The organism is Alteromonas sp. PRIM-21, assembly GCF_027563165.1.
Lineage (GTDB): Bacteria > Pseudomonadota > Gammaproteobacteria > Enterobacterales > Alteromonadaceae > Alteromonas > Alteromonas macleodii_A.
The window spans coordinates 68,680-90,938 of the sequence record NZ_JADOEK010000005.1 but is presented as its reverse complement, the minus strand read 5'-3'; the positions used below and the strand labels follow the sequence as shown (position 1 = coordinate 90,938).

The window sequence follows — 22,259 nt, the reverse complement described above, 5'->3', positions numbered from 1 at the left end:
TTTTTAACACGGTGACGCCTTCTTTTAAGTTGTGCTCTATTTATATCAATGTGGGCAGCTATAAACAAACATTAGGTAGGCCCGTGGAAACTTTCATGCACCTGCAGTAGTCTCTTTTTCTTCCATACACGCAATACGGGCTTTGGCTTTGCTGTCATGGCTTTGTCGCAAATCTGTTATTAGTGTGTCATTTTAAATTTGTGTAATAGACTCATGTTTCTAAATTGGGTTACGTGAATGTCAATTCAGCCTTTACCTTCTTTAGCGCCAGCGCGCAGTATTCACTTCGCCGAAGTATTAATGGCAAGAGAGTCTATCACTCCAATGGATGCGGGTTGTCAAAGCTATCTAATCTATAAGCTTGAAAAACTTGGTTTCATATGTGAGAAACATAAGATAAATGGCGTTAAAAACCTCATCGCCAGATGGGGGCAGGGGCCTGTTCATTTAGCGTTTAGTGGCCACACTGATGTAGTGCCTCCAGGCCCTATCGATAAATGGAAATCACCCCCATTTAGCCCGGTTATAAGTGAAAATAAACTTTACGGGCGAGGCGCTGCCGATATGAAAACGGGCATTGCAGCTATGCTAGCAGCAACAGAGCGAACCATTGCCTCTTTAGATCCTAGCAATATGTCTTTCTGGTGGTTAATTACCAGTGATGAAGAAGGAGAAGCTGAATGGGGTTCAAAGTGGATAGCTGAATATTTGTCGTCTAAAAATGTCCAGCTTGATATGTGTTTAGTAGGCGAGCCTTCTGCATCTACAAGAACCGGTGATACGATAAAAATAGGCCGTAGAGGCTCACTTTCTGGCACTATTCACATTACTGGCAAACAAGGCCATGTGGCTTACCCAAAGACCGCGGTTAATGCTATTCATAAAGCAAGTAGTGTGGTTAATGCACTAACTCACTATCCATTTGATACGGGAAGCGATGACTTTCCTGGCACTACAATTCAAATAACACACATGGATACAGGAAGCTTTACTGATAACATAGTGCCTAGCTCAGTACGGATAGAATTCAATGTTAGGTATTCGTGGCAGTTCAATCAAAACAGCCTGTCTTTACTACTACGCGATATTATCAAGAATGTCGATGTACAGGCCCAAGTTAGCTTTTCAAGGCCTTGCGAAGCGTATTTAAGCAGCCCCAATAATGATTCAGAAAAGTGCTTAATAACTTGCGTTGAGAAAGCTATTAAGGGGGCTACCGGTCGTTATCCGGTAATAAGTACATCTGGCGGAACATCAGATGGGCGCTTTTTTGCGAGTGAGCGTACTCAGGTTGTTGAAGTAGGTGTGCCCAATGCCACTATTCATCAGGTAAACGAACACATTCACTTATCGGATTTACTCACACTTGAAGATATCTATACGGATATTCTTAAAAATATTGGCGGTAGGTAATTGATACAGATATTCGTAGTAAATCGAAGAAGGGGGCGTATGTAACACGCTCCCTTATACAGTTTTAAGCTTAAGCCGTGGCTTTAAGTTGAATATCGGTCAAATAGCGTTTGCGTTTCTTCTCGGTAAGACTTTGCATATCAACCACTACCAAGCCATCAATGCAGTCGTTAAAATCTGGGTCGACATTGAATCCAAGGAACGCCACACCACCATCTTTAGCCACTTCAGAATATTGCTTATACAACGTAGGCACGTTAACGCCCATGTTAGCTAGTAGATGCTTTAACTGCGTAAATTCGGCCTTATAATCGCTACCTGTGAACTGATGCAAGGAATCTTGCGCCATTTGATAAGGGCGTTTACAGGTCGCTTCCCCGAACTTCGCAGGAAAATACGTAGTGTAGAATTGTACCAGTAGATCTTTAGCGGGCTCAGGATAGGTATTGCTTAGGGATACCGCACCAAAAAGATACCGGTATTTAGGGTAGCGACCTAAAAATGCCCCAATACCAAACCACAAATAATCTAAGCTGCGTTTGCCCCAGTAGCGAGGCTGGACAAAGCTTCGACCTAACTCTAAGCCTTGCTTAAATAGTCTTTCGTTGTTTTTACTGTAATTAAATAAAGTTGCTGAATAGAGTCCGGTAGGGTGGTCGGGTGCGGTCAAAAGTTCTGCATCACCAAAACGATAAGCGCCCACGATTTCTAAATCGCTATCATCCCAAAGTACAAGATGATAATAATAAGAGTCGTATTGGTCGATGTCTCTGCGCTTATTAGTGCCTTCGCCCACTGCGCGAAATGCCACCTCTCGTAAGCGACCTATCTCACGCATAATAGGCGAGCAGCTTTTGTGCTGATATAAGTAAATAGATTTTCCATCACCTGTTTCTCCAAGGTGCTCACATTCTCGCATAGCTCGAGCCAGTTCTTTTCTGTCTTCTGGAGGAGCTATAGAAGCCTGTGTTTCGAATACGCCTTTTTTATTGTTCCCTATTCGATATAGATGGCGCTTAAACAGCTTTACCTGCTCTTTCAGCGGAATAGACGTTTGCTGGTATGCTTCAAAAGGGATGAGTTCACCTATGCGCATGGGCAAGTGCTTTTTGCGTTGTTTAAACATCTCTTTTACCAGCAGGGCAGTGGCGAGTGGCTTGTATACCATGGACACGCCATAAAAAAGTGGGCTATTTTTAGCATCAATATAAACTGGTAGTATTGGCGCTTTCGCCTGCTTCGCAATACGTAAAAAACCTGTGTGCCACCTGGTGTCACGAACGCCTTGCGGGCGCAAACGAGAGACTTCGCCTGCGGGAAAAATAAGTATGGCACCATCACTATTTAGATGTGATTGAATAGCGGTTAAATGCTGCTTTGGTGTACCGCCTTGCATGTTGTTAACCGGTAGCAGCATTTCGTGAAGGGGCTCGATTGCCATAAGCATTTCGTTAGCGACCACTTTCAAATCGTGACGCACTTCACTTACTAGCTTAATTAAGGCAAGAGCGTCAAGCGAGCCAATTGGATGGTTGGCAATGATCACTACTTTCCCTTCACTAGGAATTCGCTCTTTTTCTACATCGCGGGTGGAATAGCTGATATTGAAGTATTCCAACACTTGCTCGACAAAATCAATATCTTCATAGTGAGGGTAGGTTTCACCAAACTCTGTAATTTCACGTTCATGGAGTAGGTGTCTTAATACGAAAGACAGCGATTTAAACAGAATAGGGTTGTTCGCTACTTGAGGATAATGCTTGTTCAGTACGTCGTTTACAGTAAACATAGAACCTGTTTCTCTTTCGGTTTTGGCGAACAATAGCAAGACAATATGACGCTTTTTACACACTTTGATGGCAGTTATTTGACAGTGTTAAAAAGATGTTATGAGTGCTGGCTCGACAAGTTGGTTACGAGCAGATGCGTGCAGTAAAAGCATTAGAGGGGCTATAAGTGCCCCCCTTTAAAAGATGCGGTAACTATGCTGCTTTTGAACGGGACGTCTTGGCTGCAATGGATGTTACTGTGGCTGACTCTAATGAATCGAGGTAATGGATAAGGGATAAATTACCATCCATGTCTTCAGACAATGCACTGCAATTCTCAACCCAGTCGCCATCATTAATGTAGTGAATGCTGTTTTCAAAACTACTTTCAGGGTGGTGAATATGTCCGCACACTACGCCATCCAATCCCATTTCTTCTGCGCGCTTACAGCATGCCTCTCGATAGCGAGCAATGGCTTCATTCGCACCTTTGATGTGCTTTTTGATATAACCTGCCAGTGACCAGTATTCACGTTTTCGCCACGCTCTAAGTCGGTTAAACTCGCGATTTAAAAAGAGCAATAGGTCGTAACCTTTATCGCCAATCCACGCATGGAACTTGCCCATGGTCACGTCACCGTCGAACTGATCGCCATGTAAGACTAAATAACGCTTCCCTTGTGCTGTGGTGTGCACCAACTCTCGCTCTATTTCTATATCACCGAAAGCCATGCCAGAGTATGACTGAATTGGTTCGTCATGGTTGCCGGGTAAGTACACCACACGAGTACCTTCTTGGCTCATTTGCATAAACTTATGCATAACCTGATTATGGGCTTTTGGCCATCGAAATTGTTTGGTCATTTGCCACATATCAACAATGTCGCCCACCAAATATAAGGTATCTACTGTGATGCTATCTAGAAAGGAAAGTAAGTATTCAGCTTTGCAATCACGGTTTCCCAAGTGAATATCTGAAAGCCAAAGTGTTCGATAGTGTGTCTTTTTCATAGCGGTTTCCCAAAGCGATGCCTTGGACCGTCACTATAGGTCTGCAAATTGACACTACCGTGACGCTTGCTTGACCATTGTGTTACAAACTTGGTCTAAAGTATAAGAAAGGGGCGGCAATTATCGTTATAAATTACATGCAATTAAAATTCGAATCGGATACTCTGATGTTTCAAGGATGAAGTTTCGTAACGTACAAGGTAGTTCCGTCTCAGTATTCAGACCGTTATTAATATCCTCTCGTTCTCTCTTCGTCCTTAGTTTCTGTTTTGATGTAACGTAAAAACTAAGAGGCCACTCATGAAAATAAATAAAAAGCTCGCCCCGATCCCACTTTTTGTATCCCTCGTTCTGACAGGGTGTATTGAAGTTGATGACGATAGTAACGACGGAGTTGTTGACGCGCTTAATCAACAAAATACTGTACTTACTGAACAAAACAACCTCCTTGCAGAGCAAATCGAAAATAATCAAACTTCGGTTACGCTGGCAGGTGCAGTAGTTGATACACGCACTGATATACCTTTAGTGGGCTTAAACGTCGCTGTTTATCAAGGAAATACAGTGGTTGCTGAAGGTGTAACCTCAGAGAATGGCGGTTTTAACTTAGAAGGCTTACCAGCGAGTGCTGACCTTACCGTTGTAGTTTCTTCCTCTGATGAAAGTTACTTAGAACGCGCATTTTTTATTACCACTGGCCCTGTGAGCTCAGGGGAAGGGTATGACGACATTGGTATCATAGGAGTATCTACACCTGTTGAGGTAGAGTTCAGCGTTACGGAAACGGAAAGCGGCGAAGCAGTCGGTGGACTTAGCTTTATTGGTTTTTCTTTTTCGGGGGCATCTACCAGCAGCGTATTTGATTTTGCCCATGAAAGCGAATTCAATGAAGAATCACAAACTTACCAAATTACTTTGCCACGTGATTTAAACGTTACACTACGTGCGAATATTGACATAGATAACGACGGAGAAGCTGACTTCGATTTCACTAACAACGACAATGTAAACATATCTGGCGATACACTGTTTATTTACGATGCAAGTGAGTTTTCAGAAGAGGAAATCAGCCTTGGTCAATACGATGAAGTTACAGCAGAAGAGAAAACTGTTGTAATAAGCCTGATTGACAGTATGGGCGAGCCTATCGCAGGCGCTGAGTTCATGATGGATACGTCAGAGGAAACGTACACGTCTGAATATGATGAAGAAAATGGCTCTTATGAGTTGGTCGTTCCATTTGATGGTGGTATTTCGTTCGAAATGTCCTCATTCCAGGTTGGTGATATCACCTATTCAACAGGCAGTATTAACCTCAGTCGTTCAACACGTTATGCCACAGGTGAAACTTCAATTAACGTTAGTACAAGTGGGTTTGAGTCAAATAGCTATTACACAGTAGCTGACTCTGAGATTATTAACTTAGTCCTAGTTCCTACTGAAGTTGAGCCCCAAGCAACCGTTGAAGTTATTACTACGAATGTTAACCCGTCTAATTTTGCCTATTCAGTGTATTACAGCGAAGCTGTTGACATAGAACTGGACGAGGTTAGCCTAACTTTCGACGAAGTTTCAATTGTTCGCGGCAACGAGTCTGCTGATGATAGCGTTCCTAATGGTTACACTTATATTTTAAGTGAAGAGGCAAGTGTAGAGCTTAGCCAGAGCGTGGACCTTGGTGGTGTTAAGCACACGTTTTCTCCAGCAACAGAATTACAAACTAACACTAACTACCGTTTTGCAATTGGTGAAGTTTCTCCAGCCTCTGATGGTGTTTCAGCAAATATTGGTGGTGATGATTATTCATTTACCACCCCCGCTGATGAAACGGCAGAGTTCGATATCAACGCGCTAAAATTAGATAACAGCAATTACTATTCTAATGGCTCAGTTATCGTTAGTGAAAATACAGCCGGGGTTGCAAACTCGGCAAATAATTTTGGTAATTCAGTGAGTATTCTACTGCCAACCTCAGTTGAATCACTTAATTACCTTATTATTAATTTTGAAAGTTACACTGAAAATGGAAACGAATACGCTTTTGTGAATAGATATGAGCTAGTTCGAGATGAAAACATTTCTATGCAGCGTTTGCTTGCGATAAACGTGGCTCAAAATGAAAGTATCTCTAATCAGGCTTATACTTCGTATATAAGTGGTACGACAGTAGCTGATGGTGAATACATCTACAGAGATAGAATCAGCCTATATCTAGAGGACAACACGGCGGAAAATCCTGTCAGTGCGACTTTTAGTTATGAGTATCAAACAAAAGCTGGCGAAAATGCATCGGGTAAGTTAACACTTCCAATTCTTTAACTCTGATAAATTGAAGAGAGTACAAGCCGATACCTTAGTGTATCGGCTTTTCTATAGCCCCAATTTATTTGCTACTTCTAAAAGCTTCTCCCGCATCCAAATATTTACTAAATCTTCATCCGCATTTTTGTGCCAGTACATGTGCACGGGAAGAGGAGGTACTTCAAACGGAAGAGGCAAAGTCTCGATATTACATCTGTCGCTAAATTGCTGTGCAAAGCGTGCTGGCATAGTTAACAAAAGGTCACACTGACTCACTACATTAACAGCGGCAAAGTAGTGCTCACATTGTAAGGATATTTTTCGATGCAAATTGTGTTGAGCAAGGGCGAGATCAACAGTGTCTAGTTTAGAATCTTTTAAAGACACAAGCGCATGCTGTGCAACTGAGTAGTTTTCAATACTGGGATTGTCTAAGTAGCGATTCGTTGGCGCGCATACTACCACAAAGGTTTCTTCGCAGATAAATTGTGAACGTATCTCACTGCTGTTGGGAACAAGAGCATCAATTACGATATCAATCTCTTTATTAGAAAGAGCTGGCGCAAGTTCGGGCCAAGTTACCTGTCTACTATTTACCGTGATATTGGGGGTGTTTAGAACAAGTTCAGGAATTAACGTTGGAAAAAATATAGATTCTAAAATATCACGCATTCCAAGGTTAACTGTGCGTGGTTTATCACCTATGTCGAAGTCCACTTTGCCTTTTAACGTATTTTCAAGGGTTTCAATTGATGTAACGACCGACGTAATGATGCCTTGGCAGAACGGGGTAGGAATAACTTGTCGCCCATGGCGCGTAAACAATGGGTCATCAAATTTTTCTCGTAGCCTACTGAGCGCATGACTTACCGCAGGCTGAGTAATATGCAGCGCATTGGCGGCTCTAGTAATGCTGCCGTGCTCATAGACCGCACGTAGCACTACGAATAAATTAAAATCTATTTTTCCATGCATAATATTTATGGGTTCGCATAATAAGCTATCATTTTTATTTATTGATAAACAGGGTACACTGGCTTAAATGTTAATAAAAGGTTTCTTTTGTAAGGGGCGTGTGCATGCAGGCATCTGTACTTACCGAGGTGTTGTTACCTCTAGCGTTGGCATTTGTTATGTTTGGTATGGGGCTAACGCTAACCCTTGCAGACTTTGCCCGATTGATTAAAGCGCCTAGGGCGGTAATAACAGGCTTTATAGGTCAAATTGTCTTATTACCTTTGTTAGCCTTAGGTTTATGTATTGCGTTTGGGGTGCCCGACTATATTGCCGTGGGAGTAATGGTTTTGGCTGCATGCCCTGGCGGAACCACCAGTAATTTAATCAGCCATATTGCAAAAGCCAATCTAGCCCTTTCGGTTAGCTTAACCGCAATTTCAACCATTGCCTGCGTGCTCACAACGCCATTTATTATTCAATTTGCTCTTAACTACTTTGTAAAAGAAAACGCGCCTGAGTTTTCTATTATTCAAACGGTGACAGGGCTAGTAGGTATATCAATATTCCCAGTGATAATTGGTATGGCTATTCGCCATTTTAAAAGTGGCTTCGCTATGAAAACAGAAAACTTTTTTCGACAATTTTCGATGTACTTTATGTTGCTTATGATTATCGGAGTGCTTGTCTCAGAAAGAGATAACCTAGCGACATCTTTCGAAGGTGCCTTTCTAGTTTGTTTAGCGTTAAACCTTTTATCAGTATTGCTAGGGTTGGTACTTGCCAAGATCTCTGCATTAGCATTTAAAGACTCTCTTACCCTTGCTATTGAAATAGGCGTGCAAAACGCGGCACTCGCCATGCTTATATGTATTACCTTTTTACAAGCGCCTGACTATGCGATTGCCCCAGGTGTTTACGGTATAGCAATGTACATCGGTCCTGCCTTATTAGCGCTGTGGGCAAAACGAAATGCAAAGATAGCTGTGAAAACAACGCCAAAAGTACTCGTGAAATAATAATTAGGAAACACATAATGCGTATATTGATTACCGGTGGTGCTACCGGCTTAGGTCAGGCCATTGCCCTAAAATGGACGGAAAAATGGGTAAGCAAAGATATAAGTATTTGCATTGCAGACATTAACCAAGAGAGGGGAGATGAAACGGTAGATATGCTTTCTGCACAAGGTGCAAATGCGTTTTATGTACACTGCGATATAACCTCCGACAATGACGTTAAAGCCCTAGCGCAAACTATCGAAACTCGTTGGGGCGGCGTGGACTATGTGTTTAATAACGCTGGGGTCGCTACGGGCGGTAGTCTTTTAGACGAGACTATCGAGCAGTGGCAATGGGTATTCGATATTAACGTGTTAGGCATGGTGAGAGTGAGTCGTGCGCTATTACCGTTAATGCGCAAGCAATGCAGTGGTTACTTTATTAACGTTGCCTCGCAAGCAGGGCTTACGCCGATTCCTTATATGGGAAGCTATAACTCAGTTAAAGCCGCTGTAGTATCGTTTTCTGAAACAATGAAGTTGGAACTGGCACCAGACAATATAAACGTTAGTGTGGTATGCCCCAGTTTCTTCAAAACAAATTTAGATGAGTCGATGCGAAGCAACAACCCGGCCTCGCATAAGATGATTAACAAGTTTTTCGCTAAGGCAGATATGACTAAAGAAGAGGTGGCAGAGTCAATATATCAACAAGTCAGTCAAGGAAAATTCCTTATCCTCACTCACAAGTTAGGCAAACGGGCGTTCTTATTGAAAAAGTTGTTACCCACTCAGCGCTATATAAGCAATATGCTCAATCAAACTAAAACGATGAAACGAGCAATGGAAAAACACAATTAAAGAATAAAGATAGACAAAATTTGTTTCGAATAAATGCTTACCAATGACCAGCTTTAAATAAGCGTTTAGCAAAAGAGTAAAAGAAGAACGATATATGCAACAACAGGTAGTAGATAAAGCGGATAGCGTGCGAGCAGGGGAAGAGCTAGACGTCGGCGCTGTACACAATTGGCTTAAAGAACATATTAACGCATCTAGTCCAACCATGGCTGCTGCTATAAAAAGCAGCGAGACATTGCCTAAAGTAACCCAATATTCCGGTGGCGCTTCCAATTGGACGTATTGCTTGGACTATCAAAACAGTAACCAAGACGACAGCCAACAAACGTCATTAATTTTACGCAGAGCACCCGCAGGTACAAAAGCTAAAGGGGCCCACGATATGGTGCGAGAGTTCCGATTACAGCACGCCTTAAAGCCTGTTTATCGTTATGTACCAGAGATGCTTGGGCTTTGCGAAGATGAAAGCATAATTGGCACTGAGTTCTACGTGATGGAGAAGTTTACCGGTGTGATACCCCGCAAGAACTTACCTAAAGGCTTGAACACCACCGAACAGCAAACCAAGCAGCTCTGCACGAATGTACTTGATAGCTTGATTGAGCTTCACAAGGTTGATTACCAAAAAGCGGGGCTGGAACACTTAGGGAAAGGTGCTGGGTACATTGAGCGACAAATTAGCGGGTGGAGCGAGCGCTATAGTAGAGCAAAAACCTGGAACGTACCTTCGGGTAAAAAAATTATGCGCTGGCTAGAGAACAACATGCCTGACCAAGAACGCATTTGTATTACGCATAATGACTTCAGGTTCGATAATGTGGTGTTAAAGCCGGACAACTACACCCAAATTATCGGCGTTCTTGATTGGGAGTTAGCTACCTTGGGTGACCCGCTTATGGAATTAGGTAATACCTTGGCGTATTGGGTGCAAGCTGATGATGATTTATTAGCACAATCTACACGTCGTCAGCCAACTCACTTACCGGGAATGCTAACACGTAAGCAAGTTGTGGCGTATTACTGTAAGGAAATGGAGATAGATGTTGAAGATTTTGCTTTTTATGAGGTTTACGGGCTTTTCCGTTTAGCTGGTATTGCACAGCAAATTTACTATCGCTATCACCACAAGCAAACCAATAATCCGGCGTTCAAAAACTTTTGGATCTTTATTCATTACTTAATGTGGCGTTGTAATAAGGCCATCAAAGCATCAGGAAAACGATAATGACAACAAGACGCAATATTCTGATAACGGGCGCGAGTTCTGGTTTAGGCAAGGGAATGGCGATTGAGTTTGCCAAACAGGGTTGTAACTTAGCCTTATGCGCAAGGCGCTTTGAGAATTTAGAAAAATTGAAAGAAGAATTGCATTCAATTAACCCAAACATTGACGTGTATATTCGCTCGCTGGATGTCAATGATCACGATGCGGTTTTTGAAGTGTTCGACACATTCAAAGCTGACATGGGAACCCTAGATAGAGTTATTGTGAACGCAGGAATGGGAAAGGGCGCGTCAATTGGGACAGGGTATTTCCATGCCAATAAGCAAACGGCGGTAACTAACTTTGTGTCGGCGCTAGCGCAATGTGAAGCGGCAATGGCTATTTTCAAAGCACAAAACAGTGGGCATTTAGTGACAATTTCATCAATAAGTGCTGTACGTGGGTTTAGACGAGCTATGACTGTTTACGCCGCTACGAAGGCAGGCCTAACGTCTATGACAGAAGGTATTCGAATGGATGTGATGAATACGCCGATTAAAGTCACCTGTATTCACCCCGGTTTTATTCGCAGTGAGATAAATGAAAAAGTTAAGAAGGTGCCGTTTATTGTTGATACCGATGTGGGCTGTCGCGCTATGGTCAACGCAATCAATAAAGAAAAAGCGAATGCCTTTGTGCCAAGCTGGCCTTGGGCAATTCTTCACTGGATCATGCGTATTGCACCGGCAAGCTCAATAAGAAAAATGAGTTGAGTAAGTAATACCAGTCTGCATAGTTAGTTGTCTTTGCCCACTGGTATTATAGAGCAGATACAAAAAAAGCGCCGAAAGGCGCTTTTTTAACTACTAATCGTAAAGATTAACCTAGTGCTTTAACTTGTGCAGCTAGACGGCTCTTATGACGAGCAGCTTTGTTCTTGTGAATCAAGCCTTTAGTAGCCATTCTGTCAAGTACTGGAGTAGCAGCAGTAAGTGCAGCTTGTGCCGCTTCTTTATCACCGCTTGCAATTGCAGCGATAACTTTCTTGATGCTTGTACGAGTCATTGAACGACGGCTAGCGTTGTGCTGACGACGCTTTTCGGCTTGGATTGCACGCTTCTTAGCAGACTTAATGTTAGCCAAGGTGTAACTCCCAAAATAAATTCATGTCAAAAACGAGGGTGCGGATTGTGCCTACCAAACGCCCAAATGTCAAACGATTTAAAACTTAAATCGTTCCGCGTTAAAACGCGCAAGCTATTGAACACAAAGTATGCTCAACACGTTGCACATTCTTTGCGACATTTCTCTGCGACATTTTTTGAAAGAGATTCATAACGATATTCTTTCAGGACATTTAAGCGATAGACATGCATAAACAACAGCACCCCATATCGGGCGCGGATTATAGCAAGAAAGTTCATAAAGGTGCACAACTATTTTGAATAAATCGTTTCGTAGACCATAGGCTTTCGCTATTATGACTCGCTCGCAACCTTTTGTTGTCGCTTTACGCGTAGCAGACGTCTTTAATTACGCTTAAAAACTGTTTGCTGTTCAGCCTATTTTTACCTCTATTGGAAGTGTGACGTGTCACGGAAGTTAATAAAATCTGGTCTTATTGTCAGTATTATGACCTTGTTATCGCGGGTGTTGGGCCTAGTACGCGACGTTGTTGTGGCCAAGCTTATGGGCGATGGGGCAGCTGCTGATGTATTTTTCTTTGCTAACAAAATTCCCAACTTTTTACGTCGCCTGTTTGCGGAAGGCGCATTTGCACAAGCGTTTATTCCGGTGTTAACCGAAGTTCACGAAAACGACGATAAAAAGCAGCTAAGAGAATTTGTTGCGAAGGTTAGCGGTACGTTAGGCGCTATCGTGTTTGTGGTATCTATTATTGGCGTTGTTGCATCACCTGTTTTGGCAGCCCTCTTTGGTACCGGTTGGTTTGTGGCATGGCTTGAAGGCGATGAAGCTGGCGACAAGTTTGTGCTTGCATCAACCATGCTAAAAATCACTTTTCCGTACTTAGCATTTATCTCCTTAACAGGGTTGGCTGGCGCAATACTCAATACCCTCAACAAATTTGCCGTTGCAGCCTTCACTCCTGTTTTACTAAATGTATGTATTATTTCGTGTGCCATATATTTAGCACCTGAATTGGAACAGCCTGCATACGCTCTCGCTTGGGGAGTGTTTATTGGCGGTATTGTGCAGTTCTTGTTTCAACTACCGTTCTTGTTCAGAGCTGGGCTTTTGGTTAAACCGAAGTGGGGTTGGCACGACGAAAATGTGGTTAAAGTGCGTACCCTTATGATCCCCGCATTATTCGGTGTGTCAGTAGGACAGATTAACCTGCTGTTTGATACCTTTATCGCCAGCTTTTTAGTTACCGGTTCAATAAGCTGGTTGTACTATTCAGACAGGCTACTTGAGTTTCCTTTAGGGCTGTTTGGTATTGCCATTGCCACAGTTATTTTACCTACGCTGTCTAGAAATCATGTAAGTAATAACCCCAAAGCGTTTGCTGCGAATATCGACTGGGCGTTTCGCATGGTGTGTTTGTTAGGCATTCCGGCAGCAGTAGGGCTTGGCGTTATGGCAAGGCCTATTTTAACCGTTATATTCCAACGCGGTGCATTTACTGCAGAAACGGCCATTATGGCTTCTTACTCGCTTACTGCGTACTCATTTGGCTTGCTCAGCTTTATGCTGGTTAAGATTCTTGCGCCAGGCTTTTATTCCCGACAAGACACTAAAACGCCGGTGAAATTTGGTATCTGGTGTATGGTCGCTAACATGGTGTTTAACGTAGTCCTTGCTATACCTTTTGGATATGTAGGGTTAGCTATTGCGACTAGCATGTCAGCTACGCTAAACGCTGCTTTGCTCTATATAACGCTTCACCGTCAAGGAGTGTTTGCGCTTAGTCGTACATCGGTTCTGTTTATAGCGCGCGTGGTACTCTCAAGTGCTGCCATGGGCGGGCTTATTTACTATCGAGACCAAGGCTTAGCCTTCTTTGATTTATCGCTTTCAGCCCAAATGTTAGAGGTAGGGATAACCATTTCGCTATCGGTAATACTATTTATGACATCTATGGTTGTGCTGGGCATGCGTCCGAGGCACTTTAGAAGCGGTGGCGAGTAATTTTTAATTAGGGTAACCCGACAGCGCGGGAATAGTGCGCGTGCTTGGTATTGTGCTCGTGGTCGGCTATAATCGCGAGCTTTGAATTTCTAGCAGTTAAAAGGTAGTGGCTAACAGTGGAATTTATCCGCGGGCTAAACAATGTAAAACCGCACCACAAAGGGTGTGTGCTCACTATCGGCAAGTTCGACGGCGTACACCGTGGTCATCAGGCTGTGCTGGCGAATGTGCTTGAGAAAGCGAAATCGCTATCACTTCCAGCCACCGTGATGGTGTTTGAACCGCAACCTGAAGAAGTTTTTATGCCTGATAAGGCCCCAGCGCGTATCAGCCCTCTTCGTGAAAAATACGAATTGCTGCGCCAACAAGGTGTGGACAGACTGCTTGCTGTACGCTTTAACGCTGAGTTTGCAAAACAAAGTGCCGACACTTTTGTCCACGATCTATTGGTAGACAAATTAGGTGTTAAATTCCTAGTTGTTGGTGATGACTTCCGTTTTGGCAATGGTCGTAAAGGTGACTTCGAGATGCTTGAAGCGGCGGGTCGTCAGTACGGCTTCGATGTAGTAAGTACACATAGCTTTACTATGCACGCTCATCGAATAAGCTCAACTGCGGTTCGAGAAGCGCTAGCTGACAGTGATTTCGGACTATCTACCGAAATGTTAGGCCGCCCCTTCGCTATTCACGGCAGGGTTGTGCACGGCGAGAAAAAAGGCCGTACCATTGGCTTTCCCACCGCTAACGTAATGCTTAAACGCCAGAAAACACCCATTCACGGCGTGTTTGCGGTGGGTGTTGATGTAGATGGTAAACACTTTAACGGTGTTGCTAACATTGGTACTCGTCCCACTGTAAACGGGGTACGAAACCAACTTGAAGTTCACATTTTTGACTTGTCATCCGACCTATACGGTAAGCCCATTACGGTGTTTCCGATGGCGAAAATAAGAGATGAAATTAAATTTGATTCTTTCGAGGCGTTGAAAGATCAAATTCAAGCGGATGCGGCGCAAGCGCGTCTGTTATTAGCATAGTTAAACGTGATAAAGTCACAAGACGTTTGTGCGCGTATTAGTTTCATTGCGCTCGACTTTTTAAACGTTGATCCTTGTTTGTGAAACGTGCAAGTGCATTATGGTGCTAGAACATATTTCGTCGGCCTCGCGTTAGTGGGGGCGACACCCAGTTTTACGTTGAATTTTTCAAATTCAGCGTTTTAATTTGAACATCGCAAAATGAATATCGCCTTCACAATGTTTTCGTGCATTGGGTGAACATTAAGGTAACCGGATAATACAATTTTATGAGTGATTACAAAGCCACACTGAACCTACCAGAAACTGCGTTTCCGATGCGCGGTAACCTTGCTCAGCGCGAGCCAAAAATGCTTAAAGACTGGCAGGAAAAAGGGGTATACAGCAAGATTCGTGAAGCGAAAAAAGGTAAAAAGCCGTTCATTCTTCACGATGGCCCTCCATATGCAAATGGCGATATTCACATTGGTCACGCGGTTAATAAAATTCTTAAAGACATTATTGTAAAGTCTAAAAACCTTTCCGACTTCGACTCTCCGTATGTTCCTGGTTGGGATTGTCACGGTCTGCCAATCGAGTTGATGGTAGAAAAGAAAGTTGGTAAGCCGGGTAAGAAAGTTACAGCAGCTGAGTTTCGTCAAAAATGTCGCGAATATGCGCAAAAGCAAATTGACGGGCAAATGGCCGACTTTAAACGCTTAGGTGTATTTGGTGAATGGGATAACCCATATAAAACCATGGACTTCAAATCTGAAGCCGACATCATTCGTGCATTAAGTAAAATTGTTGATTCTGGTCATTTGGAAAAAGGGTTTAAGCCTGTTCATTGGTGTACAGACTGTGGTTCAGCGCTTGCTGAAGCAGAGGTTGAATACAAAGACAAAGTTTCTCCGGCTATCGACGTTAAGTTCCCAGTAGCTGATGTTGCTGCAATTGCAGAAGCGTTCGGCGTATCTGAAAGCGACTTAACCTCACACAAAGCTGGCGTTGTTATTTGGACTACTACACCGTGGACGCTACCAGCCAACCGTGCAATTAGCTTACACCCTGAACTTACCTACGCAATTGTTGAGGTTCAGCCGTCAAACGAATGGTTAGTGGTAGCGCAGGACCTGCTTGAAAGCTGTATGAACCGTTACGGCGTAGAAGATTTCCGTGAAGTGGCAACCTGTACTGGCGAAGCACTAGATAAGCTTAAAGTGAATCACCCATTCTTAGATCTTGAAGTACCGCTAATTCTGGGCGAACACGTTACTACAGAGTCTGGTACTGGCTGTGTTCACACTGCACCTGCTCACGGTGTTGACGACTTCAACGTTGGCAAACAATACGATATCGAAGTGTACAATCCGGTAGGTAATAATGGTGTGTACCTTGAAAACACGCCTCTATTTGCAGGTAAGTTTGTATTTAAAGCTAACGATGAAATTATTGAAACGGTAAAAGAGAAGGGCAACCTTGTCTTGAATGTGAAATACGAGCATAGCTACCCGCACTGCTGGCGCCATAAAACGCCAATTATTTTCCGCGCTACGCCTCAATGGTTTGTTAGCATGGATAAGAAAGGCCTTCGCGCTGATTCACTGGAACAAATTAAACAAACCAAATGGATCCCAGATTGGGGCCAAAACCGCATTGAAAAAATGGTTGAAGGTCGTCCAGACTGGTGTATTTCTCGCCAACGTACGTGGGGCGTGCCTATTCCTTTGTATGTGCATAAACTTACCGGTGAGATTCACCCTGAGTCTGCGGTATTGATGGAAAAAGTGGCGCAAGAAGTTGAAGCGAAAGGCATACAAGCGTGGTGGGATCTAGATGATGCAGCACTGCTTGGTAGCGAGCTAGACAACTACGAGAAAGTAACTGATACCCTAGATGTATGGTTTGACTCAGGTGTTACTCACTACTTTGTGGTAGACCGTCGCGATGACATCCCGGCATCTGCTGATTTATACCTTGAAGGTTCAGACCAACACCGCGGTTGGTTTATGTCTTCGCTTATGTCTTCTACTGCTATGCACGGTCACGCTCCTTATAAAGAAGTGCTAACCCACGGCTTTACGGTAGACGCCCAAGGCAGAAAAATGTCGAAGTCGGTAGGTAACGTTGTAGCACCTCAGGAAGTTACTAATAAACTAGGTGCAGATATCCTTCGTCTATGGGTGGCGTCTACTGACTATCGCGGCGAGATTGCAGTATCGGATGAAATCTTAAAGCGCGCTGCAGACGGCTATCGCCGCGTACGTAATACGGCACGCTTCCTTCTTGCTAACCTTAACGGTTTTGACGTTAAAGATGCAGTTGCAGAAGATGATATGGTTGCGCTTGACCGCTGGATTGTTGCTCGTGCCAAGGCGCTTCAAGAAGAGCTTATCGAAGCGTATGAAAAGTATGACCTACTAGTAGTGTCACAGAAGCTTACGCACTTTTGTTCAATTGAACTGGGTTCATTCTATTTAGACGTAATCAAAGATCGTCAATATACAGCCAAAGCAGATGGCTTGGCCCGTCGCTCATGCCAAACGGCCATGTACCACATCATTGAAGCATTGGTTCGTTGGATGGCGCCTATCACCAGCTTTACTGCTCAAGAAATTTGGGAAACGCTACCAGGTGAGCGTAGTGAGTTTGTATTTACTGAAACTTGGTATGAAGGCTTTAATGATTTCACACAAAGCGACACGTTCAATGATGCCCTGTGGCATCAGGTGCTAAGCGTGAAAGACGCGGCGAACCAAGCAATGGAGCAGGCACGTAAAGATGGCGAGCTGGGTGGTTCATTAGAAGCGAGCATTTCGCTTTATGCTACCGAATCACTTTATAACGTACTCGCTAAACTAGAAGACGAACTGCGCTTTGTGCTTATTACGTCAGGCGTTTCGCTAACCAAAGTCGACGATGCTCCGTCTGATGCGAAAGCTACAGACGTTGAAGGTCTATGGCTAAGCGTTGATAAAGCAAGTGGCGAAAAATGCGTGCGCTGTTGGCATCACCGTGAAGACGTTGGTTCACATGAAGGTCACGAAGAGCTATGTGGTCGCTGTGTGACAAACATCGACGGAGACGGAGAAGAGCGTCGCTATGCTTAAGCTTTTTCGCGAAACGGGGTTGCGTTTCTTATGGATAAGCGCATTTGCGTTTATACTCGACCAATGGAGTAAGTATACGGTTATCGACAGCATGTCGCTGTATCAGTCGATACAGGTACTGCCGTTTTTTAACTTTACTTACGTACACAACTACGGCGCCGCATTTAGCTTTTTAGAAAATGCGGGTGGTTGGCAGCGCTGGTTCTTCACTGCCATTGCTGTTGTAGTAAGTGTAGTAATTTTGTGGTGGCTGAAACAGTCACCTCGTTCGCAAAAAATGCTGCCGGTTGCATTTGCCTTTATCTTAGGTGGTGCACTAGGAAACGTTTACGATCGTTTAGTTCATGGCTATGTCATCGACTTTCTGGATTTTTACGTAAACAATTATCACTGGCCAGCATTTAATATTGCCGACAGCGCCATATTTATAGGTGCGGCTTTACTTATCATCGACATGTTTAAAAATGGCGATAAAAGAAGTGAAGAAAAAAGCGCAAACGTGCAAGCAAGCGGCGCGAAAAGTAGTGAAACTATTAAGTAGTATTCGGAAAGGTTATGACAGATTCTTTAGTAATAGGCGCAGATAGCGAAGTTATTCTTCACTTCGATTTAAAACTTGAAGACGGCTCTGCTGCAGACAGCACTCGTGTAAATAACAAACCTGCAAAAATGGTTATGGGTGACGGTAGCCTAACACCGAATTTTGAAGCGTGTTTACTTGGGCTCGCCAAGGGTGAAAAAAAGTCTTTCACATTAGGCCCTGAAGATGCGTTTGGTCAGTCTGACCCGAACAATATTCACTACATGGATAGAAGCCGCTTCGGTGCTGACTTACAAGTAGAAGAAGGCATGATTCTAGCCTTTGCACAGCCAGATGGTTCTGAAATTCCGGGGATTATTCGAAGTGCTGCCGGCGATTCAGTAACGGTAGACTTCAATCATCCGTTAGCAGGTCAGACGGTTATTTTCGATGTAGAAATCATTGATGTTAAGCCTGGCGCCTCAGCACAAGGTGGACACTAGTTATGCAGATTCATTTAGCTAACCCTCGCGGCTTCTGCGCAGGCGTAGATAGAGCGATTACCATAGTCGAGCGCGCGCTTGAAATGTTTGAACCGCCAATTTATGTGCGCCACGAAGTTGTACACAATAAGTTCGTCGTAGACGGGCTGCGCGAGCGCGGTGCGCTGTTTGTGGATGAACTACACGAAGTGCCAGACGACAGTATCGTAATTTTTTCGGCGCACGGTGTGTCGCAAGCGGTGAGAAAAGAAGCAGATAATCGCGGCCTTAAAGTGTTTGACGCAACGTGCCCGTTGGTTACTAAAGTACATATGGAAGTTACTCGTGCTAGCAAAACAGGTACTGAGTGCATCTTGATTGGTCATGCTGGTCACCCTGAAGTAGAGGGCACCATGGGTCAGTACAGCAATGAAGAAGGCGGTATCTATTTAGTAGAGTCTGAAGCGGATGTCGCAACGCTTGAAGTTAAAGATCCAGCCAACCTTTATTACTGTAGCCAAACTACGCTATCTGTTGATGATACCGCCGATGTCATTGATGCACTTCGCGCTAAGTTCCCCAAAATCAATGGTCCCAGAAAAGACGACATCTGCTATGCCACGCAGAACCGTCAAGACGCGGTGCGCGACCTAGCCCAAGATTGTCAGGTATTACTGGTTGTTGGTGCACAGAATAGCTCAAACTCGAACCGTCTTCGCGAACTGGCTGAAAAAATTGGCGCTAAAGCCTATTTGATAGCTGATGCTAATTGCATTCAAAAGGAATGGCTAGAAGGTATAGAGCATATTGGCGTTACCGCAGGTGCATCTGCCCCTGAAGTCTTAGTGCAAGGCGTAGTAAATAAGCTTAAAGCATGGGGAGCGGTTTCAGCTTCTGAGCGTTCCGGGCGCGAAGAGAACGTGGAATTTGCTGTTCCTAAAGAATTGAGAGTTAAGCAAGTCGTTTAAACTCGCTACATTTTCAAAATAAAAAAACACCGCACTTTGTTGCGGTGTTTTTTTATGCTTTTGTCTACTGGAAATTCAATGACTTGCGGATAGATAATGATACCTTAAATTAAAATGAGGTTTAGCGACTAAAAAAATTTAGCTACTTGTACAAGGTAACAAGTCAGTTTTATTTTTAGTGGAAGTGAAGCTTCAATACTACAGTAGCGTGCACGCTGGCGTGTTAAGTCAAAGGCTTTAATTACGTTACTGTGAAGTATTCGTGCGGCAGGGCCGAGGAAGTCAGCGTAACATTAATAGCCAGTTTGTGGCCTTATAGGTAGCTAAAAATTATACGTTTTGATAACCAATGATACCCAGCGTAGTGCGCTTTTGTCTTACTATACTAAATTGGTGATAACACCCATTCTTACGTTTCGAATTTGGCAAAAGTGATGAGAGTTAAAAAGGTGGCGAGAAACCAAGTGAAAGGAAGCACAATCTGCACCCAACGCGGTGTAGGTCTAATAGAGATTTTGATTACTCTATTTATATTGGCGGTAGGATTACTGGGCGTTGCTGCACTCCAGTTTACTGGTTCTTTTGCCAATAAAGATGCCATAAGCCGGACCCAAGCGGAAATGGTTGCCGCACAAGTAGCAGAGCGATTACGCGCCGCCGCACGTCCAGCAACGGTGGGCGATGGCATGGTGGCAAACAACGACTATTTCACAGACACAACCTATAATTTTTCAGGTTTAAGTTGTTCAAATTCCTCTCAGCCCTATTATGGCTGCTGCCTAACAAGACCCGCCAACATTCCTAACTGTGAAGGGCAAGCCTGTAGTGAAGTGCAAATGGCCAAGTATGATGGCTGGGCGCTTTCTTGCTCTGCAGTGCAGACAAATCCACAAACTACAGTTTCAGTAACCTGTGAGGACAATAACGCCGCTGACACTTACAGTTGTAGCCCAGGTTCTCGCGTGGAAATTTTGCTAAAGTGGCCCGTGTCATCCTCCGGCAACCAGCAATATAATTTGAATTCGCGATGTAACGAAGCCGAAGGGGACAGCAATGGATGTGTGTTTAAGGACGTCACACTATGAATAGCTATCGTCAACGAGCACAATACGGATTTTCTTTGGTTGAGTTAATGATTACTTTGACTCTAGGCCTAATTATTTCCGGTGCGGTTATTCAGGTTTTAGTCAGTTCAAGCGTTACCAATAAAGTTAATCAAGCGGTGGCCCAAGTTCAAGAATCTGGGCGCTTTATTATGGCCCGCTTGTCGGCGGAGTTTTACGAAGTTGGTCGTTATGACCAAATTGTCGCAGATGTCGATACATCTGTTGATATTGTTGCTGAAGCTGCTTACGTCGAAAATCATCCAGTTGCCTTGCCCGGTGACTTTTCCACCAATACCACATTAGGTAGCGTACAGACCACCAACGGTGGCAGCGATAAACTCGTAGTAAGCCTTTTGAATCACGAAGATTGTACAGGCAACGCACATGGCTATGCTGGCCGCGAATTCCACGTTGTTAATCATTATTTTGTGAGCGGCAGCGCACTAAAATGTACCGGTTATGATGGGCGCGTTTTACTTGGTATTAAGTCGCAAACGGTTGACCCTATTACAGTCACATTGCTAGATAACGTGGAAAGTTTTCAAGTGCAGTTTGGCGTGTCAGACGTGATCACAAGTTCTAATGGTCAGGCCGTCACTTACGTAACTGCCGATGCTATCGATAATCTAAGAGCCCTTAATCAACAAGTAGTGTCATTGCGATGGGCCATTATGCTCAAAAGCTATGAAAATGAAGTGCGGCAAACCCAAGCACAAAAATATGCGCTCTTAAATGAAGCGTCTAAAACAATGACGACCGACCACTATTATCAAGTCTTTTCTAAGACCTTGGCCCTAAGAAATATGAAAAATTTTGTCAGGAGTTCAAAATGAAACAGCAAGGCTTAGTAATGGTATTTGCGCTACTTGTTTTGTTGTCTATCACGGTTTTAGGCGTAAGCGCTGTAACCAGCAGTTTGTCTCAATCAAAGATGGCGGTGTCTATGCAGCAAAGTGGATTAGCGTTCGACGCAGCTGAAGCTGCAATCGCGGGTGTTTTTTTCGAATCCGAAGATGAGTCCTTGCTCACTGACCCAGCAAAAACGGATCCACTTTCAGAAGCAAGGCAAGGCACTATTTTCAATCCTGAAGCAGACTCTATGAGCTGTTTCGACGAAAATCAATGGACTGATAGATACATGACTGAAGGCGGCTTAACTATCGGTGATAGGCATATTACAGATGGTACATATCAAAATGAGGCGTCTTCAAAAAGCTGGTCGCGCACGGCATTTATTCGTGAACAAGCTTGCCGAGGGTCTAGCAATGTAATCGGTGGAAGTAATGTCAACTGCCACGTATTTATTATTAGAGGCTGCGGAAAAGTTGCGGGTAAGTCCACAGTGGTAGCGAACAGCTTAGCTGCATCCGTTTTTGGCCCGGCTTCACAATAGG

19 protein-coding genes are annotated in these 22,259 nt (G+C 43.8%); 15 read left to right on the top strand and 4 right to left on the bottom strand.

Features of this window, described 5'->3' with window-relative positions:
- The first annotated feature begins 237 nt into the window (after nucleotides 1-237).
- Complete coding sequence (dapE, locus tag IW644_RS09435) at nucleotides 238-1,413, top strand: succinyl-diaminopimelate desuccinylase (RefSeq protein ID WP_269917385.1); 1,176 nt, start codon at nucleotides 238-240, stop codon at nucleotides 1,411-1,413.
- Between the two features lie 70 nt (nucleotides 1,414-1,483).
- Here the strand turns inward: dapE and IW644_RS09430 are convergent, their stop codons facing one another.
- A complete protein-coding gene (locus IW644_RS09430) occupies nucleotides 1,484-3,202 on the bottom strand; it encodes a GNAT family N-acyltransferase (RefSeq protein WP_179984030.1) in 1,719 nt (572 codons plus the stop codon).
- A gap of 193 nt (nucleotides 3,203-3,395) precedes the next feature.
- Complete coding sequence (locus IW644_RS09425; RefSeq protein ID WP_269917384.1) at nucleotides 3,396-4,193, bottom strand: UDP-2,3-diacylglucosamine diphosphatase; 798 nt, start codon at nucleotides 4,191-4,193, stop codon at nucleotides 3,396-3,398.
- A 300-nt stretch (nucleotides 4,194-4,493) separates the two neighbouring features.
- On the opposite strand from IW644_RS09425, the gene IW644_RS09420 reads away from it, so the two are divergent.
- Nucleotides 4,494-6,512 carry a hypothetical protein gene (locus IW644_RS09420; RefSeq protein WP_269917383.1) on the top strand — a complete coding sequence of 673 codons (2,019 nt, stop codon included), beginning with the start codon at nucleotides 4,494-4,496 and terminating at the stop codon, nucleotides 6,510-6,512.
- A gap of 51 nt (nucleotides 6,513-6,563) precedes the next feature.
- Here the strand turns inward: IW644_RS09420 and IW644_RS09415 are convergent, their stop codons facing one another.
- Nucleotides 6,564-7,469 (bottom strand): LysR family transcriptional regulator, encoded by a 906-nt coding sequence (locus tag IW644_RS09415; protein WP_269917382.1) that lies wholly within the window; start codon nucleotides 7,467-7,469, stop codon nucleotides 6,564-6,566.
- 104 nt (nucleotides 7,470-7,573) lie between these two features.
- Between IW644_RS09415 and IW644_RS09410 the strand changes: the two genes are divergently transcribed.
- From IW644_RS09410 to IW644_RS09395, 4 genes are all read left to right on the top strand, one after another.
- Nucleotides 7,574-8,467: a bile acid:sodium symporter family protein gene (locus tag IW644_RS09410; protein ID WP_269917381.1), complete on the top strand. Its 894-nt coding sequence runs from the start codon at nucleotides 7,574-7,576 to the stop codon at nucleotides 8,465-8,467.
- Between the two features lie 17 nt (nucleotides 8,468-8,484).
- The gene (locus IW644_RS09405) at nucleotides 8,485-9,309 is read left to right on the top strand and encodes an SDR family oxidoreductase (protein WP_269917380.1); all 825 of its coding nucleotides are present in this window, start codon (nucleotides 8,485-8,487) and stop codon (nucleotides 9,307-9,309) included.
- A gap of 94 nt (nucleotides 9,310-9,403) precedes the next feature.
- Nucleotides 9,404-10,534, top strand: a complete 1,131-nt coding sequence (locus IW644_RS09400) for a phosphotransferase family protein (RefSeq protein WP_269917379.1) — start codon at nucleotides 9,404-9,406, stop codon at nucleotides 10,532-10,534.
- On the top strand, nucleotides 10,534-11,286 hold the full coding sequence (locus IW644_RS09395) for an SDR family oxidoreductase (RefSeq protein ID WP_269917378.1): 753 nt from the start codon (nucleotides 10,534-10,536) through the stop codon (nucleotides 11,284-11,286). The genes IW644_RS09400 and IW644_RS09395 overlap by 1 nt, the downstream gene beginning before the upstream one ends.
- A gap of 106 nt (nucleotides 11,287-11,392) precedes the next feature.
- Here IW644_RS09395 and rpsT read toward each other — a convergent pair whose 3' ends face one another.
- Nucleotides 11,393-11,656, bottom strand: a complete 264-nt coding sequence (gene rpsT / locus IW644_RS09390; protein WP_269917377.1) for a 30S ribosomal protein S20 — start codon at nucleotides 11,654-11,656, stop codon at nucleotides 11,393-11,395.
- 447 nt (nucleotides 11,657-12,103) lie between these two features.
- On the opposite strand from rpsT, the gene murJ reads away from it, so the two are divergent.
- The 9 genes from murJ to IW644_RS09345 all read left to right on the top strand — a co-directional run bounded on the left by murJ (nucleotide 12,104) and on the right by IW644_RS09345 (nucleotide 22,258).
- Complete coding sequence (murJ, locus tag IW644_RS09385; RefSeq protein WP_269917376.1) at nucleotides 12,104-13,663, top strand: murein biosynthesis integral membrane protein MurJ; 1,560 nt, start codon at nucleotides 12,104-12,106, stop codon at nucleotides 13,661-13,663.
- A 116-nt stretch (nucleotides 13,664-13,779) separates the two neighbouring features.
- A complete protein-coding gene (gene ribF, locus IW644_RS09380) occupies nucleotides 13,780-14,700 on the top strand; it encodes a bifunctional riboflavin kinase/FAD synthetase (protein ID WP_269917375.1) in 921 nt (306 codons plus the stop codon).
- Between the two features lie 269 nt (nucleotides 14,701-14,969).
- A complete protein-coding gene (ileS, locus tag IW644_RS09375; protein WP_269917374.1) occupies nucleotides 14,970-17,789 on the top strand; it encodes an isoleucine--tRNA ligase in 2,820 nt (939 codons plus the stop codon).
- Nucleotides 17,782-18,330 (top strand): signal peptidase II, encoded by a 549-nt coding sequence (gene lspA / locus IW644_RS09370; RefSeq protein ID WP_269917373.1) that lies wholly within the window; start codon nucleotides 17,782-17,784, stop codon nucleotides 18,328-18,330. The genes ileS and lspA overlap by 8 nt, the downstream gene beginning before the upstream one ends.
- A gap of 14 nt (nucleotides 18,331-18,344) precedes the next feature.
- Nucleotides 18,345-18,812, top strand: a complete 468-nt coding sequence (gene fkpB / locus IW644_RS09365; RefSeq protein WP_269917372.1) for an FKBP-type peptidyl-prolyl cis-trans isomerase — start codon at nucleotides 18,345-18,347, stop codon at nucleotides 18,810-18,812.
- A gap of 2 nt (nucleotides 18,813-18,814) precedes the next feature.
- On the top strand, nucleotides 18,815-19,759 hold the full coding sequence (ispH, locus tag IW644_RS09360; protein WP_269917371.1) for a 4-hydroxy-3-methylbut-2-enyl diphosphate reductase: 945 nt from the start codon (nucleotides 18,815-18,817) through the stop codon (nucleotides 19,757-19,759).
- A 434-nt stretch (nucleotides 19,760-20,193) separates the two neighbouring features.
- Nucleotides 20,194-20,844, top strand: a complete 651-nt coding sequence (gene pilV / locus IW644_RS09355) for a type IV pilus modification protein PilV (RefSeq protein WP_269917370.1) — start codon at nucleotides 20,194-20,196, stop codon at nucleotides 20,842-20,844.
- A complete protein-coding gene (locus IW644_RS09350; protein WP_269917369.1) occupies nucleotides 20,841-21,698 on the top strand; it encodes a PilW family protein in 858 nt (285 codons plus the stop codon). The genes pilV and IW644_RS09350 overlap by 4 nt, the downstream gene beginning before the upstream one ends.
- Nucleotides 21,695-22,258, top strand: a complete 564-nt coding sequence (locus tag IW644_RS09345) for a PilX N-terminal domain-containing pilus assembly protein (RefSeq protein ID WP_269917368.1) — start codon at nucleotides 21,695-21,697, stop codon at nucleotides 22,256-22,258. Before IW644_RS09350 ends, IW644_RS09345 begins: the two co-directional genes overlap by 4 nt.
- Nucleotide 22,259: the final 1 nt, after the last annotated feature.

Bases quoted from the DNA above. Each gene is read 5' to 3' on its own strand.
- dapE (WP_269917385.1), top strand. From the start codon at position 238: ATGTCAATTCAGCCTTTACCTTCTTTAGCGCCAGCGCGCAGTATTCAC.
- IW644_RS09430 (WP_179984030.1), bottom strand. From the start codon at position 3,202: ATGTTTACTGTAAACGACGTACTGAACAAGCATTATCCTCAAGTAGCG.
- IW644_RS09425 (WP_269917384.1), bottom strand. From the start codon at position 4,193: ATGAAAAAGACACACTATCGAACACTTTGGCTTTCAGATATTCACTTG.
- IW644_RS09420 (WP_269917383.1), top strand. From the start codon at position 4,494: ATGAAAATAAATAAAAAGCTCGCCCCGATCCCACTTTTTGTATCCCTC.
- IW644_RS09415 (WP_269917382.1), bottom strand. From the start codon at position 7,469: ATGCATGGAAAAATAGATTTTAATTTATTCGTAGTGCTACGTGCGGTC.
- IW644_RS09410 (WP_269917381.1), top strand. From the start codon at position 7,574: ATGCAGGCATCTGTACTTACCGAGGTGTTGTTACCTCTAGCGTTGGCA.
- IW644_RS09405 (WP_269917380.1), top strand. From the start codon at position 8,485: ATGCGTATATTGATTACCGGTGGTGCTACCGGCTTAGGTCAGGCCATT.
- IW644_RS09400 (WP_269917379.1), top strand. From the start codon at position 9,404: ATGCAACAACAGGTAGTAGATAAAGCGGATAGCGTGCGAGCAGGGGAA.
- IW644_RS09395 (WP_269917378.1), top strand. From the start codon at position 10,534: ATGACAACAAGACGCAATATTCTGATAACGGGCGCGAGTTCTGGTTTA.
- ileS (WP_269917374.1), top strand. From the start codon at position 14,970: ATGAGTGATTACAAAGCCACACTGAACCTACCAGAAACTGCGTTTCCG.
- lspA (WP_269917373.1), top strand. From the start codon at position 17,782: ATGCTTAAGCTTTTTCGCGAAACGGGGTTGCGTTTCTTATGGATAAGC.
- fkpB (WP_269917372.1), top strand. From the start codon at position 18,345: ATGACAGATTCTTTAGTAATAGGCGCAGATAGCGAAGTTATTCTTCAC.
- ispH (WP_269917371.1), top strand. From the start codon at position 18,815: ATGCAGATTCATTTAGCTAACCCTCGCGGCTTCTGCGCAGGCGTAGAT.
- pilV (WP_269917370.1), top strand. From the start codon at position 20,194: ATGAGAGTTAAAAAGGTGGCGAGAAACCAAGTGAAAGGAAGCACAATC.
- IW644_RS09350 (WP_269917369.1), top strand. From the start codon at position 20,841: ATGAATAGCTATCGTCAACGAGCACAATACGGATTTTCTTTGGTTGAG.
- IW644_RS09345 (WP_269917368.1), top strand. From the start codon at position 21,695: ATGAAACAGCAAGGCTTAGTAATGGTATTTGCGCTACTTGTTTTGTTG.